Here is a 14,867-nt window from a genome sequence, read left to right as displayed (position 1 = left end):
TGATTAAATCCATAGTAATACAGAGGGATTTACCATTTTCATTCAGTGGATACAATTAGCATTGATTGTGTCATCTCAGATGGATTTATCCATTGCCGCGGTTCATCAATTCCACACGATCGTTTAACCTAAACGACGCAAGCCCTACCTCTCTTGCATCCTCACGGCTCCGAAGCCGATCCAGTGTGAATAAGTTGTTTTTAAAAACAAGTGTAGAATGCCAGTACTTTTACCTTGCATTTTACAGTACATCCTTTCAAGTTACTTCTTTTTGAAGTTAGAAATATAATTTTACGCAATATCATCGTGGAAGTCAATAGTGTTTTGGTGTTTTTTTAAATCTTTTTATGGGAAAGGATACTATTTTTCGAACAAAATAATATTTGGTACGATAAAAAAGAACACAAAGGAGTGATGTTATGAATACAAATCAAGCTTTTCGTGAAGATGTATTAGAAGCCGTTTCAGATTTGTCGTATGAAGAGTTGAATCAAAAGATATCAGATGACAAATGGACTATTATGCAAGTGTTGGAACATCTCTACCTAATGGAAGAAATGATTGTGGCTCGCGTTTGGCACCAGTTGCAAAATGGAGAGGACAAGCCAGCAGAAAAGAAGCCGTTTCATTTAACGACGGATCGCTCTCGTAAAGTACCTGCACCTCCACAGGTTACTCCTTCAGAAGAAAAGCGAACGTTAGAGGAAATGAAGATGAAGCTCGCAGCATCGCGCACGAAGTTAGAAGATGTGACTAAACGTGTAGAGACAGAAGAACTACAGAAAAAATCGTTTCCTCATCCAATCTTTGGTGATATGGACTTGGCTCAGTGGATTGAGTTTATAGGCTATCATGAAAAAAGACATCTTTTACAAATTGAAGAATTAAAAGCAGAAATGAACTAAAGAGGCTGGAACATAAGTATTTCAGTCAATAATCTATCCGAGCTATTAAGAGTTAACTACTCTTTTATAGTTCGGATTTTTTGTTGATTGGGAAATCAATTCTAGAGAACTAGTGGAATGGAGCGTAAGGCACGGGACTCCTGCGGGAAATAGAGGAAAGACTGAGACCCCGCGAGTGAAGCAAGGAGGCTCAGATTCCTCCCCGCGGAAAGCGAGTGTCTGTAGCGCAATGGAACGAACTGGTTATTATAACCTAAACACTTTAGATAAGGAATATTTCTTCAAATTAAAAAGAAACAGTTTTTTTTTAATTTGGAGAAAGAATGGGATAGTCAGACATCGTCCAGATACCCACGCTATAGGTTTTAGGACTATGGTTTTCTACCGTGCTTCCACCTTGAATCGTAAATAACAGTTTTAAAGGGTCATCTGCATAGTACATTGTTTCTTTTGTATACGGGTTATAAAATACCTTAGGAGGAAGTTTTGGTACGACATCTGTTGTATTAATAAACGATCGGCTCTGCGGTACTAAGCTTGTATACGTACGAACAAAGTTTGAATCTCCCACCCGTGGTGATGCGTAGTTATACATGGTGACGCTTGGGAAATTTGTGTTGGTTGCAACATCAAGAGCATGTAGCGTAGCGAGGGCAGCTCCAAGGCTATGTCCCGTAATATAAAGAGGCTTGGCAGGTAAGGTAGTGTACGTGGCCAGCAGCTCATCGCGACATGATTCATAAATGTTTAAAAATCCTTCATGAACAAGTCCAGCATTTTGTGTATAAGGGTAAGGACGCTGGTGAATTTGAGCATCCGCAATCCAATTCGCTTCCGATTGAGTTCCTCGAAATGCAATTACTATGGCATTATCGGATTCTAGAATAAACCCAAACCACTCTTTTTTCCCCAGGACAGATGCTTGAAATGCTTTAATGAATTGATACCCTTTTGGAACCTCGAACGTGCCTGCTTGCTGATACTGTTGATAGCTCAGTACGCACATATAAAGAAGGTCCAAAGCAAGCGGTCGATAAAACAAAGGTTCAATCTTCATATTTAAGCCCACTTTCTCTAACAAACGTTTTTATCTCAAACTATGAAAAAATGAGATTTTGGTGCTTGTTTCCTTTAGAGAATTGGCAAGAAAATAAAAATATGCGTAAGGTTACAAAAAAATGATACCGCTTTCTTTTTATGAAAGATAGTTATAAAATCTATAAAAACTAGTTATTTTTGTGCGAAATAACTAAATTTAAAATAAATAATCAAAGTTATATTGTTAAAATAAACAATATAACTTATAATTTTAAAAAAACAGAAAATTAGTAAGTTATAAGGGGGATTTTTATTGGAGCAGTTTGTTGCAAGCTTAAATAACGTACTATGGAGTACACCGGTTATCTATAGCTGTCTTGCGATTGGGCTTTTGTTTTCCATTCTCACTCGCTTTTTACAGGTTAGGCATCTAAAAGAAATGGTTAAACTCATGTTTCAAGGAAAGAGTTCAAAAGCAGGGGTATCATCTTTCCAAGCGCTTGCATTAGCATTATCTGGGCGCGTAGGTACAGGTAACATTGCAGGGGTAGCAACGGCCATTACGTTCGGTGGACCGGGCGCGGTGTTCTGGATGTGGGCAGTAGCTTTCATTGGTGCTTCAAGTGCGTTTGTCGAATCAACACTGGCACAAATCTATAAGGTAAAGCAAGATGGCCAATATCGAGGAGGCCCGGCTTACTATATTGAAAAAGGAACTGGAATGAAATGGTATGGTGTTATTTTTGCGATTGCAGCACTGGTAGCTATGAGCATTTTGATGCCAGGAGTGCAATCTAACTCTATCGCAGCAGGTTTAGACAATGCATTTAACGTTAGCCCAACAGTAACAGCTATCGGCTTAATTATTTTATTAGCTGGAATCATCTTTGGTGGGGTTAAGCGTATCGCAGGAGTAGCTCAAATTATCGTGCCATTTATGGCTTTGGCTTATATCGCACTTTCTTTAGTTATTATTGCAATTAATATTACTGAATTACTCGCGGTTTTTGCCTTAATTTTTAAGAGTGCTTTTGCATTAGAATCAGCTTTTGGTGGGATCGTTGGTTTGGCTGTTTCATGGGGAGTTAAGCGTGGGATTTATTCCAACGAAGCAGGGCAAGGAACAGGCCCTCACGCGGCAGCTGCAGCAGAGGTATCTCACCCAGTGAAACAAGGTCTTGTTCAAGCATTTTCTGTTTATATCGATACATTACTAGTTTGTTCAGCAACAGCATTTATGATTTTATTTACGGGGATGTATAACACACAATCACCGGATGGCGCATTTATCGTTTCAAATTTAGAAGGTGTAGAAGCAGGTCCTGGATATACGCAGGCAGCAATTGATTCCTTTATTCCTGGATTTGGAGCTGGGTTTGTAGCGATTGCGCTCTTCTTCTTCGCATTTACAACGATTATGGCGTATTACTATATCGCTGAAACAAACATTGCATATTTAACAAGAGGCAAAAACGGTAAGTGGGCTATGTTTGTATTAAAGCTTGTGTTGTTAGGTGCAACATTCTACGGAGCAGTTAAAACAGCCGATATTGCTTGGGCTCTTGGCGACGCAGGTCTAGGAATCATGGTATGGCTGAACTTAATAGCTATTTTGATCTTGGCAAAACCAGCGCTTGTGGCGTTAAAAGACTATGAAGCTCAGAAAAAGCAAGGGTTAGATCCGGTATTTGATCCAGTGAAGCTAGGTATTAAAAACGCAGACTACTGGGAAACAGAATATAAAAAAGATGAAAATCAAGTTTCATAATTTCAAGCTCACTTTTTCAATCTTTGAAAAAGTGAGCTTTTTTCATTAGAATGACATGTATAATAGTGTGTATTAATGAAGCTAAAGGAAAGAGGAATACGTTATGAAAGAAACAATTATTTCAACTATCGATGAGCTGCAGCAAACGTTTTATGATATTAGTCAATATATTGGAAACAACCCAGAGCTTGGCCATGAAGAAGTAAAAGCTTGTACAGCGCTTACAAATGAGTTAGCTAAGCATAATTTTGAGGTGGAAATAGGGACGTGTGATTTAGCTACTGCTTTTACGGCTGTGTATGATAGTCATAAGCCAGGTCCTTCGATTGGCTTTATGGCAGAGTACGATGCGCTACCGGGGCTAGGGCATGCTTGTGGCCATAACTTAATTGGCACAATGGCCATTGCAGCAGCGATTGGATTGAGCAAAGTTTTGAGTGAGACAGGCGGTAAAGTATACGTATACGGGACGCCTGCAGAAGAAACAACGGGTGGTAAAGTAACGATGGCAGAAGCGGGTGTTTTTAACCATCTAGACGCAGCCATGATGGTTCATCCATATTATTGCCACCAAAAGAGCGGTAGATCACTGGCGATGGACGCTATTCAATTCGAATTTTTTGGGAAATCAGCACACGCAGCAGCAGCACCTCATGAAGGAATTAATGCGTTAGATGCAGTTATTCAAACATTTAACGGGATCAATGCTCTTCGTCAACATGTGAAACCAGATGTCAGAATCCATGGTGTTATCCCTGAAGGAGGCAAAGCTGCTAATATTGTACCTGACTATGCGACAGCGCAGTTCTATGTGCGAGCATCTAACCGAAAGTATGTTAATGCGGTAACAGAGCAAGTAAAAGCTTGTGCACAAGGTGCAGCTTTATCCACAGGAGCACGACTTAAAATTTCAAACTATGAATTTTCATATGATGATATGGTGACAAATGAAGTTTTATCAACAGCTTATACACAAAATCTACAGCTGCTAGGCGTGCCAGCTGAAGAAATTTTTGAGGACCAAGGTGATCACGGTTCATTAGATATGGGAAATGTTAGCCAAGTGGTGCCATCAATTCATCCATATATTAAAATATGTAACGAGTATTTTGTCTGTCATACGCATGAATTTAGAGAAGCGGCTCTCAGTCCACAGGGACAAGAAGCGCTTATTCTTGGGGCAAAGACAATGGCATTAACAGGATATGATTTGCTAACAAAAGAAGAGCTCTTGCAAAAAGTAAAAGATGAATTCTCTAAATGATGTCATGTAATAAAGAGGCTGGGACATAAGTAATTCAGCCAATGATAAAACTGAACGATTGAGAGTTTCTCACTTTTAATCGTTCAGGTTTTTTGGTTGATTATGAAAACAATGTTGGAAACAGGGTGGAATGGAGCGTAGGACACTCGACTCCTGCGGGAAAGAGAGGGAAAACTGAGATCCCGCAGCGCAGCGAGGAAGCTCAGGTTCCTCCCCGCGGAAAGCGAGTGGCCGTAGCGCAATGGAACGAACGTGTTCAGACAAACCAAAAAGATTGGAACAGCTATTGTTCGTCTCTTAGAAGCAATCATTTTGTTATGTCCCAAACTCTTTTTTGATTTCAGTATCTGGAAGGTGTTAGCATGTTTGAATGCAATAAAAACAGGGTAATATCAGTATTGAAGATAAAAGACAGTAATGTTCACAAAGAACTAATAGAGGTTTTCGTATGATTAAAATTTTAGCAAAAACAAAAGAAGAGCTTTTGACCAACTTAACAATTGACGAGCTACAGGCTCATCCGTCAATTGATTGGTACTGGATTGACTTTTATAACCCAACAGAACAAGAGCAGAAAGCCCTTGAAGAGAAATTTGATTTTCATCCACTTGCCGTCGAGGATTGTTTAACCCAAGGTCAAAGGGCGAAATTCGAAATTTATGATGAACACTATTTTTTAGTATATTATGCGCTGCATAAAGAAGAGTTAGAAAACTTAGAAGTGTCGGCGTTTATTGGAGATAACTTTGTTGTTACGTATCATGTCGATAAGTTAAAAAGCGTAGCTAGAGTGGCAAATCTTGTCGAGAAAGACCCAAACATCGTAGAGAATGATCCGTGGGAAATTATTTATGAGCTGCTTGATCATACAGTTGATGAATACTTTCCAACACTTTACCAATTAGAAGATCAAATTGATGATATTGAAGACAATGCAAAAAATGAAACAATGGATGAACTAATGAGAAATCTATATGATATTCGAAGCGATTTATCGCGAATGCGTAGAATTTTAAATCCAATGCGTGATTTAATTTACCGTATTATGTCCACAAATGCATTAAAAGAAAAGGAACAGGTGCGTTATTTTAATGATATCTATGATCACCTGTTAAATATGATTGAAATCATGAATGCTAGTCGAGATTTATCAAATGATATTCGAGAAAGCTTTATGTCGATTAACTCGGACAGAATGAATTCCATTATGTTTACACTGACGCTGATGTCAGCTATCTTCCTTCCTCTTACATTTATCGCAGGTTTATATGGAATGAATTTCTCCTATATGCCAGAACTAGCTGGTAAATATAATTACTTTATTGTACTCGGGATTATGATTGGACTTGTAGGCGTTATGGTTTTTGCCTTTTACAAAATGGGATGGTTTAAATATCGAAAAGGTCCTAAGTTATAAATATCAATTTGATGGCAAAAGTCTTATCCACATGTGGATAAGGCTTTTTTGGTGTACTATAAAAAGAGAAAGGATTGATGCGAATGGTCAAAGGGCTAAGAATGACGCTGCGATCAATCATCATTTTACTTGTATGTATCGTTGTTTTAATGTCATTATTATTAACCGATTTATTAGTCAGTAACTCAACTGAGGAAAATGTTCGTAATCAAAAAGCTGAGAAAGCGACAGATGTGGCTAAAATTGTCGCAAACTCCAGTGAGGTAAGAAGAGGCTTAGCAGAAGAAAATTCAGAAGATATTCAAGCATATACTAATTCCATTCAAAAAGAGCTAGATGTATTATTTATTGTGGTCATGAACATGGACGGAATTCGTCAATCTCATCCCAACGAAGCTAAAATTGGAAAACACTTTGAAGGTGGGGATGAAAGAAGAGTTCTAAAAGGTGAACGGTATACGTCGGTTGCAAAAGGGACGTTAGATGAATCACTAAGAGCATTTGTACCTGTTTATAATGAGCGTAATGAACAAATTGGTGCGGTAGCTGTAGGGATTTCACTGGTTCAGGTCGAGCAAGCTGTTCAGGAAGGTCATCGACGCATTTTAATTGGGTCTCTTTTCGGATTATTAGTTGGGATTATCGGTGCTGTCCTATTGGCAACCTACATTAAGCGAACGTTATTTGGTTTAGAGCCATCAAACATTGCCAAAATTCTTGAAGAAAGAAGCATGATGTTGCAGTCAGTGCGAGAAGGTGTTCTTGGAGAACGAATGACGTATGGAACGATTGGTCGCCTTGTTTATGCGTACATTTATAATGAGAAGCAAAAGCATGTATTAAGTAATTACCTATCATAGGAGTCAACGAGCCGCTGCCTGACATTTTCACTTTGCGAGTATATTTTTATAAAAAACAGGTGTTTTTTTAGTTGCAAACGTTTAACATAAAGGGTAAAGAAGTGGATTTAATTGAAGATAAATTACTTTTTTACCCTGATATCATAAACTATAAAAATAATAGGTGGATAAACATTGATAAAAGATGCTCGTAAAGCAGCACTGAAAATTGCAGTGATGTACATTATAACGGGAGCCGTATGGATTCTTATTTCTGATAAGTTATCTCGTATTCTTGCTCAAGATAAGTTTGAATTATATATCTTTTTTCAACAGTATAAAGGCTGGTTCTTCATGTTGGCGACAGGTATTATTCTATACGGGTTAGTCTATCGTCGTGCATATTATTTGCTTCAATCACAGGATGAATTATCAAAAAAGGATTATGAACTTCTAACTAGCCATGAACATTATCAATCGTTATTTCAGCATAACCCGGATGCAGTATTTGAGATTAGTAAAGAAGGTCAAGTTCTCTCTACTAACCCTGAAGGTGAAAAAATAACGGGTTATTCAAGATTACAGCTAAAAGGAATGAAGACCTCAGAATTAATCGCTGATGATGATCAAAGCCTTTGTCATGAACATTTTCGTAATGTTTTAAAAGGCAAAAGCGCTAAATATGAATTAAAGATTGTGAACCAACAAGGTCAAGTTCGACTATTAAGAAGCTCATTATTACCAATTATCGTCAACGGCCAAGTAGTCGGCGTATTTATGATTGCTAGAGATATTACGAACTATCGTCGAGATGAAGAGCTTATGATTGCTTCTGAGAAAATGTCTGTAATTGGCCAGCTAGCAGCTGCCGTTGCCCATGAGGTAAGAAATCCACTGACTTCATTAAAGGGATTTGTACAAGTGATGCAGGCCACAAAGCAAGTGGAGGATCGTTACTTAGACATCATGCTGGCTGAAATTGACCGAATTAATTTAATTTCTAGTGAAATGCTGATTTTAGGTAAAAAACAGCATGTAGCTTTTGAAGTAACTAACTTAAATGAAGTATTGAAGCAAGTGTTAATCTTAATGGAAGCGCAAGCAAATTTCAATAATATTTCTCTCGTTGCTCATTATGATTCAAAGCGGGACCTGTACGTTATGTCAGATCCTAATCAGTTGAAGCAGGTATTCATTAATATTATTAAAAATAGTATCGAGGCAATAATTAATCAAGGTGAGATTATTGTAACGTTAGCTGAAGAAGAAGGTAGTGCCGTTATTCAGTTTCGGGATACGGGAATTGGCATGAGTAAAGAGAGAATTGAACAAGTTGGCACACCTTTTTATTCAACAAAAGAAGCAGGTACAGGATTGGGACTAGCCGTTTGTTTTAAAATTATCGAGCGTCATCAAGGTCAGATTGAGTTTGAAAGTGAAAAGGGAAAAGGAACATTGGTAACGGTGTCAATGCCTTTAGCTAGTGAGTAGAACATGTAAGGAACCCACCTTTATGAAGGAGGGTTCTTTTTCATTAGTTAATCGATTAAATCACAGACTGTTTACTATCATCTATGAATGTTTTCTTCTTCATTTTTGCTTTGCCACTCCATGATAAATTCGTCCACATACGAAGCAGCTGTTCTACAGGACCGACTTTAAACTTACGTAAATAAAGCAAGCTGGAAACGAGCTGAATGAAATAGATTGTCGTACATAGTGCAATACCTTTAATCATGCCAAATGTTCCGAATTGTCCTAGGCCATATCCATAAAAAATAGTGGTGCAGATAACCGTTTGGAACAAGTAGATAAGCGTTGGTTTGAGAGAATGCTTGATAATATCATTTTTAATGGAATCAAGCATAACCCACCTCACATAACTATTAAGCTATCGATTTCTGTAGAAACAGAATTTATTTCTATAGAAGTGAAGGATGATGGAGTAGGTATGGATGAATCCGTACTAGAAAATCTTTTTGAGCGCTATTACCGAGGAACGAATACAAGTGAAAAAAAAGAAGGGTCAGGTCTTGGAATGGACATTGCCAAAGCGATTTGTGAGCTCCATGGTGGCCATATTGTTGTAAGGTCCGCCCCTGGTGTAGGGACCGCCATTACAATGAAGCTTCCAATCTTAAGATAGTTCCAAGAAAAGAGCATTGAAAATGCGTTGTTTTGACGCATTTTCAATGCTTTTCTTATGAATACTCACGTGAAGCATTGTATTTCAACGAATCAATAGTGTATCATAGGTGGGACTTCTATTGAAGATGAAACGGATGCTTTAGGCATTTATAATAGATGAACGACAAAGGAGAAAAGATATGAGTCAATTTATCGAACAGCTACAGCCGTTCTTGCAAGAAGCGTGGAAGAAGGCAGGCTTTGAACAAGCAATGGCTATTCAAACAAAAGCTATACCAGAAATTTTAAATAAAAGAGATGTAATGGGTGAGTCGCCAACAGGTACTGGGAAGACTCTTGCTTATTTACTTCCAATTTTACATGACCTTAAGCCAGGACCTTCTCATATTCAAGCGGTTATCTTAGCTTCTTCCCATGAACTTGTTATGCAGATTCATGGTGAGATTCAAACATGGGGCCAGGGAAGCGGAATTTCTAGCGCAGCGCTTATCGGTGGAGCAAACATTAAGCGTCAAGTTGAAAAGTTGAAAAAACGTCCTAACCTAATTGTTGGAACGCCTGGGCGCATTCAAGAGCTGATTAAAATGAAAAAAGTGAAGATGCACGAAGTAAAAACGATTGTCATTGATGAAGCTGACCAGCTGTTTGTACCTGAACATATTCAAACAGTACAAGGTATTGTTAAAATGGCCCCAAGTGATCGTCAGCTTCTCGTGTTTTCAGCAACGCTATCACAGCATACGCAAACATTAGCTCAGGAATTAATGAATGATCCTCTTTTCGTTCAAGTAACCCGAGATGAACTTCCTGCTCCAAAAGTTGAGCATATGTATATCGTAAGTGAAGGTCGAGATAAAGTAGAAGTACTTCGTAAGCTTGCGCATCAGGGACCAATGAAAGCTCTAGCTTTTTTCAAAGGGATTGAAACATTATCTATTTTTGAAGAAAAGCTAAAATTTAAAAAGCTGAACGTAGGATCGCTTCATAGTGAAACGCGAAAGCTTGATCGCTCAAAGGTGTTAACGTCATTTCGTAAAGGTGAGTTTCCAATCTTATTAGCAACGGACCTAGCTGCACGTGGTCTTGATATTAAAGAGCTTTCACATGTTATTCATGTGGATATTCCTCAAAGTGTTGAACAATATGTACACAGATCAGGGCGTACAGGAAGATCAGGAGCTGAAGGAACGGTCATTTCACTTGTAACGGAGCGTGAAGAGAGAGAACTAAAACAAATTGCCCGTGAGCTAAAGATTAAGCTGGTAAAGAAAGAACTATATATGGGTGAAATTGTAGCCGAAGGAACGAAGCAAGAGAAACGAGAGAGCTACAAACCAAGAAAGAAGACAAACAAAAAAACATATCAGCATAAACAGACTAAAAAGAAGTAATCCTTTTATTTCCTTCTTGAAAAGAATTTTTGTTGTGATAAAGTAATAAGAGTTTAAAAAGCAACGCCTACAAGCTAACGGGCGTTGTTTTATTTTGGGTAAAAAATCATATAGATACATTATCCTATTATTGAAAATAGTTTAAATGATGCATTTCGTTTTGGATAACCTTATTTTAACATTACTTTAAGAGACTTCTAATAATAAAGGAATAAGGACGTGGGATATTTTGATTGATGCAATGGATGACTTCTTTGGCGATATGGATCGTAATAGGAAGCGAATGGAATATAATCGAGATGTTGAAAAGCTTGAGCTGTATTTGGAGACGGTACAACAAATTATTAATCAATTTGAAGAAACGCTATATGCCCTTCAGAGTGCTCATCAACAGTATACTTCTGAATGGTCTGGCCGTTCGAAAGATTCTTACGAGAATGTTAATAATGAAATCCTACAGGCAGCTTATCGTTTATATGACGTTCGAGATGAGTTATATCGTTCATTGCATCACGAAATGTCAAGACTAAGAGAAGAAGCAGAGGCTATTTAGTAAACTTTTAATATAGGAAAATGGAAAATATCCATGAGAAAGAGGGTGTACAAATGGAAATTAAAGTGAACTTCGAAGACTTGGAGCGATTTTCAGAGCGCATTAAGCACTCGAGAGGAGAAGCGGATGATGCTTTGCAGCGTTTAAGTTGGGAATCTACGAATCTGCACTTTTTATCGGTAGCTAACGTTGAGTCTATTCTAAATTTGCAAGAGGAAATCCAGCAGATTATTGGGAAAATTGAATCATTAACTGAAAGTGCGTATACGCTCGTTAGCGAAACAGCTGAAAAACTAAAAGAAGCAGATGAGCTATCTGGCGGATGGACAGAATTTTGGAGCAACGTGTGGGATGGGGCTACAACAGGGGTTAAGGATACATGGGAAGGCGTTAAGTCTATTTCAGAGTGGGAAACCTTTGAAACAATGCGAGCTGAAATTACTCACCCTTTAGAGACGCTCGACATGATGTGGTCATCCCTTTCAAATTCATGGGACGAAAAAGTAGCGCACGGTGATTTGCATACCCGTACAGAGTTTTTTACATACGGTGTTATTCAAATGGGTTTAAGCATATTAGGTGGTAAAGGCATTCAAAAAACAGAAGAAGGAAAAAACGTAGCTCAGCATAGCGATTTTGCAGGGAATGAATGAAGTGATAAATATTGCGCTCTTTATGAAAAACCTTAACGTAGACTGATCGCTACGGTGTTACAAATAGAGAAACATGCGATTTAATTTATGAAAAATTTGTACAGCTTGAGGTGTGATAAGGTCAAATGAATAAACGAGGAACATACGGTTTGTACGAAAGGCAGTTAACTAGTCAACAGGCTTCTCGGATAAAACCATTTAACGACTTAGAAAATATACAGCATGGAACTGAAAAATATGGGTAGTTCTTTTAATGCCTTAGAAAAAGCTTTAATTGAAGCAATGAAAGATAATCGAGAAATTGGCCATTTTTATGAAGAGCTAATGAAAAGTGAACTGTTATGTATCGAAGTATCAGGAAATGAACAGTCTGTTGATTTTTACAAGCGTGTCCGAGTAATGGAAAAAAATCAAAAACTATATTTACCTGCCTTTTCATCTTATTATCCATTCCAAAAGATGCTATCAAAAGAGAAGGCTGCGGTCATTAAATTTTCTGGTTTATTGCAAGAGATAAACGATAATACGGCGATTTTACTAAATCCAGATACTCCACTTTCGAAACTACTTATTCCAGAAGAGTTAAAAATGCTAAAAGAAAATAAGAATCTTTTTAACTATTTTTCATCGTAGTAGAAGCTAACAAATTTCATATTAATTGTTAGCTTTTTCTGTATGATAAATGAATATATTTCCAATATATAGGTATAATTGTCTCTGTTTATACCATATTTACTGTGATAAAATTCATTGTTTTATGAGGTTTATTGTCATTTTTTAGGGGCATACGTAGATATATATTCTTATTTTTTCTAGTTTTTACAAGTTCTCTTTGACCTTCAACCCTATTTTTTCTTACAATTAAAGTAAATCTATAACGATACATAAGGAGAGAAATCGATGTCAGGAATCATTCGTGTTACTCCAGCAGAACTTCGTGAAATGGCTGCTCGCTATAATAATGAAAGTGGGCAAGTTCAAGACCTAGTTGGTCGCCTTGATATGATGAGAAATCAGTTACAAGATATGTGGGAAGGTTCTTCTAGCCAAGCATTTATCGCTCAATATGAAGAGCTAAAGCCATCTTTCGTAGAAATGTCGAATCTGTTAAACAAAATTGCTAAACAGCTTGATGATTCTGCAAACGTTCTTGAAGATACAGACAACCAAATCGCTAGCCAAATTCGCGGTTAACTTGCTCATATAGAGAGTGATAAGATAAAAAGAGCGCCCCATTTTTTTAGATGACGGCGCTTTTTCTATGTTTTGAGGTGAGATCATATGTATATTGAAGTGACCATCGATCTAAAACACTATACGGGTGAGCGGTTTGATTTAAGACTATCAGACTATCATTCTGTAAAAAAAGTGATTGAAATTGCATGGCAAGCTAAAAAAATTTCAAGCACACCAAAAGAAGGATATTGGGTTCGCGTTCCAAATAAAAACCTAGTATTTGCAGGCCATCAAAAACTAAATGAATGTGGCATTTCGAGCGGTGATTGCATTGAAATTCTTTGAAGGAGCTTACTAAAATGGCAGAAAAGAAACCAACTTACTTAGAAAGCTTATTGGAAGCGTCTATTATTCGTGACAAAGAAGAAGGCTATACATTTATCTTCCAAAAAGAAAAGATAAAGCTAAATGATGGCATAGAAGTTGATATGTTAAAAGAGATGCACTCGGACTTCACTCGTGAAATCATCGTAAGTGAAGACGAGCTTCACGTGAAAATTCAGCCATCAGAAGCGTTTGTTCCATTTTCTTTTTTTAAGAAAAAGACGGAAGAACAAAAGTGGCAGTTTGCTTATCAGCTTGTAAAATCTATACAAAATCATAGTTTTACAAGGTTTCATCTCGTGGTTTGTCCAGAAAACTTAATGTTTGACGCAAGTTTAACACCTGCTTTCTTACACTATGGAATTAAAGAAAGCATTCCACCATATGAATATGATCCGGCTCGTGAGCTAGTGGAAGTAAAAGCGACAATTGCTTCACTTGTTGATTCCAAATATAGCTTTATTCAGTATTTAAAATTGCATGAAACGATTCAGCTATCAGAGGTTGCTTCTAAATTAATAAATGCTGACGACTTAAATGAGCTTTTAACTATTATTAGACAACAGCTAACGACAGTAGAAGAAGTGCGAAAAACAGTTGTAACCGTCCCGAAGAAAAAGTGGACCATCTTTCGCTTTACATCAATTGGCGTAACGGTGCTCTTAGTTCCTGCTTTAATTTATACGTTTTATTCCACGTTTTTTTTACAGCCAAAGCAAGAGGCATTCGTGAGTAGTAATGAAGCTTTTTTACAGCAAGAGTATAGTGGGGTTATTGAGCAGCTGGAAGATTATAAAGTAAAAGAAATGCCCAAAGTTGTTCAGTATGAGCTAGCTCTAGCTTATTTAACGAATGAGTCATTAAGTGAAGAACAAAAAGAAGTCATTCAAAATACGGTTACGCTTCAATCAGACGATAAATATTTAAGCTATTGGATTCATATCGGTCGAGGTGAAAATGAGCAGGCTTTAGAAGAAGCACGCTTATTAGAAGATCGAAGCTTGATTTTATACGGTCTTTATAAATATGAAAATCAGTTAAAAGCAGATGAAAGTCTTGCAAGCGATGAAAGAAAAGAGAAATTAGATCCAGTTCAAAGTGAAATTGAAGAGTTTGAATCACAGATTGAAGAAGAGGAAAAGCAAGCTGAAGAGTCAGCTGAAAATGAGCAGCAGGAGAACCAAAAGCAGTCTGAGCCTGCAGATAATAAGCAGGAAGAAGATAATAAGCAGTCTGAAAAAGAAGTTGAGCAAAATAAAGATGACAAAGCAGATGAAAAGCCTGCTCCTAACTCAGATTCGTCGGATAAACCAGCATCCTAGGAGGTGGAC

17 protein-coding genes are annotated in these 14,867 nt (G+C 37.5%); 15 read left to right on the top strand and 2 right to left on the bottom strand.

Annotated elements, in window-relative coordinates; all coding sequences use genetic code 11:
* Positions 1-419 precede the first annotated feature (419 nt).
* A complete protein-coding gene (locus AC1UFB_RS06130) occupies positions 420-905 on the top strand; it encodes a DinB family protein (protein ID WP_144593733.1) in 486 nt (161 codons plus the stop codon).
* Positions 906-1,212: 307 nt separating this feature from the next.
* Here the strand turns inward: AC1UFB_RS06130 and AC1UFB_RS06125 are convergent, their stop codons facing one another.
* Positions 1,213-1,962, bottom strand: coding sequence for a lipase family protein (locus AC1UFB_RS06125; RefSeq protein ID WP_025907583.1), 750 nt, complete (start codon positions 1,960-1,962; stop codon positions 1,213-1,215).
* Between the two features lie 294 nt (positions 1,963-2,256).
* Here AC1UFB_RS06125 and AC1UFB_RS06120 point away from each other — a divergent pair, with 294 nt between their 5' ends.
* The 6 genes from AC1UFB_RS06120 (at position 2,257) to AC1UFB_RS06095 (ending at position 8,722) form a co-directional block, all read left to right on the top strand.
* Positions 2,257-3,711 carry an alanine/glycine:cation symporter family protein gene (locus AC1UFB_RS06120; protein WP_482588762.1) on the top strand — a complete coding sequence of 485 codons (1,455 nt, stop codon included), beginning with the start codon at positions 2,257-2,259 and terminating at the stop codon, positions 3,709-3,711.
* 103 nt (positions 3,712-3,814) lie between these two features.
* Positions 3,815-4,975 carry a M20 family metallopeptidase gene (locus AC1UFB_RS06115; RefSeq protein WP_482588760.1) on the top strand — a complete coding sequence of 387 codons (1,161 nt, stop codon included), beginning with the start codon at positions 3,815-3,817 and terminating at the stop codon, positions 4,973-4,975.
* A 125-nt stretch (positions 4,976-5,100) separates the two neighbouring features.
* Complete coding sequence (locus AC1UFB_RS06110; protein ID WP_440838687.1) at positions 5,101-5,313, top strand: hypothetical protein; 213 nt, start codon at positions 5,101-5,103, stop codon at positions 5,311-5,313.
* A 110-nt stretch (positions 5,314-5,423) separates the two neighbouring features.
* Positions 5,424-6,392: a magnesium/cobalt transporter CorA gene (gene corA / locus AC1UFB_RS06105; RefSeq protein ID WP_025907577.1), complete on the top strand. Its 969-nt coding sequence runs from the start codon at positions 5,424-5,426 to the stop codon at positions 6,390-6,392.
* 77 nt (positions 6,393-6,469) lie between these two features.
* Complete coding sequence (locus AC1UFB_RS06100; protein ID WP_235932357.1) at positions 6,470-7,252, top strand: sensor histidine kinase; 783 nt, start codon at positions 6,470-6,472, stop codon at positions 7,250-7,252.
* Between the two features lie 174 nt (positions 7,253-7,426).
* The gene (locus tag AC1UFB_RS06095) at positions 7,427-8,722 is read left to right on the top strand and encodes an ATP-binding protein (RefSeq protein ID WP_078990423.1); all 1,296 of its coding nucleotides are present in this window, start codon (positions 7,427-7,429) and stop codon (positions 8,720-8,722) included.
* A gap of 55 nt (positions 8,723-8,777) precedes the next feature.
* Here the strand turns inward: AC1UFB_RS06095 and AC1UFB_RS06090 are convergent, their stop codons facing one another.
* Positions 8,778-9,098 (bottom strand): DUF418 domain-containing protein, encoded by a 321-nt coding sequence (locus tag AC1UFB_RS06090; protein ID WP_082802744.1) that lies wholly within the window; start codon positions 9,096-9,098, stop codon positions 8,778-8,780.
* Here AC1UFB_RS06090 and AC1UFB_RS06085 point away from each other — a divergent pair.
* From AC1UFB_RS06085 to essB, 8 genes are all read left to right on the top strand, one after another.
* Complete coding sequence (locus AC1UFB_RS06085; protein ID WP_062687292.1) at positions 9,030-9,377, top strand: sensor histidine kinase; 348 nt, start codon at positions 9,030-9,032, stop codon at positions 9,375-9,377. The two genes, AC1UFB_RS06090 and AC1UFB_RS06085, sit on opposite strands and share 69 nt — an antisense overlap.
* 181 nt (positions 9,378-9,558) lie before the next feature.
* A complete protein-coding gene (locus AC1UFB_RS06080) occupies positions 9,559-10,770 on the top strand; it encodes a DEAD/DEAH box helicase (protein WP_482588756.1) in 1,212 nt (403 codons plus the stop codon).
* 229 nt (positions 10,771-10,999) lie between these two features.
* Complete coding sequence (locus AC1UFB_RS06075) at positions 11,000-11,323, top strand: WXG100 family type VII secretion target (protein ID WP_225002181.1); 324 nt, start codon at positions 11,000-11,002, stop codon at positions 11,321-11,323.
* 53 nt (positions 11,324-11,376) lie between these two features.
* Complete coding sequence (locus AC1UFB_RS06070; protein WP_144593731.1) at positions 11,377-11,976, top strand: hypothetical protein; 600 nt, start codon at positions 11,377-11,379, stop codon at positions 11,974-11,976.
* A gap of 237 nt (positions 11,977-12,213) precedes the next feature.
* A complete protein-coding gene (locus tag AC1UFB_RS06065; protein WP_482588753.1) occupies positions 12,214-12,609 on the top strand; it encodes an SseB family protein in 396 nt (131 codons plus the stop codon).
* 267 nt (positions 12,610-12,876) lie between these two features.
* Entirely contained in the window at positions 12,877-13,170 is a 294-nt protein-coding gene (locus AC1UFB_RS06060; protein ID WP_025907560.1) for a WXG100 family type VII secretion target, read from the top strand.
* An 87-nt stretch (positions 13,171-13,257) separates the two neighbouring features.
* Positions 13,258-13,497 carry an ESX secretion system protein YukD gene (gene yukD, locus AC1UFB_RS06055; RefSeq protein WP_025907558.1) on the top strand — a complete coding sequence of 80 codons (240 nt, stop codon included), beginning with the start codon at positions 13,258-13,260 and terminating at the stop codon, positions 13,495-13,497.
* A 14-nt stretch (positions 13,498-13,511) separates the two neighbouring features.
* The gene (gene essB / locus AC1UFB_RS06050; protein WP_482588750.1) at positions 13,512-14,858 is read left to right on the top strand and encodes a type VII secretion protein EssB; all 1,347 of its coding nucleotides are present in this window, start codon (positions 13,512-13,514) and stop codon (positions 14,856-14,858) included.
* The last annotated feature ends 9 nt before the right edge of the window (positions 14,859-14,867 follow it).

Source organism: Priestia sp. KCTC 13724 (assembly GCF_056820425.1).
Note: the sequence above shows the minus strand (reverse complement) of the source record. Positions and strands in the feature narration are given on the sequence as shown.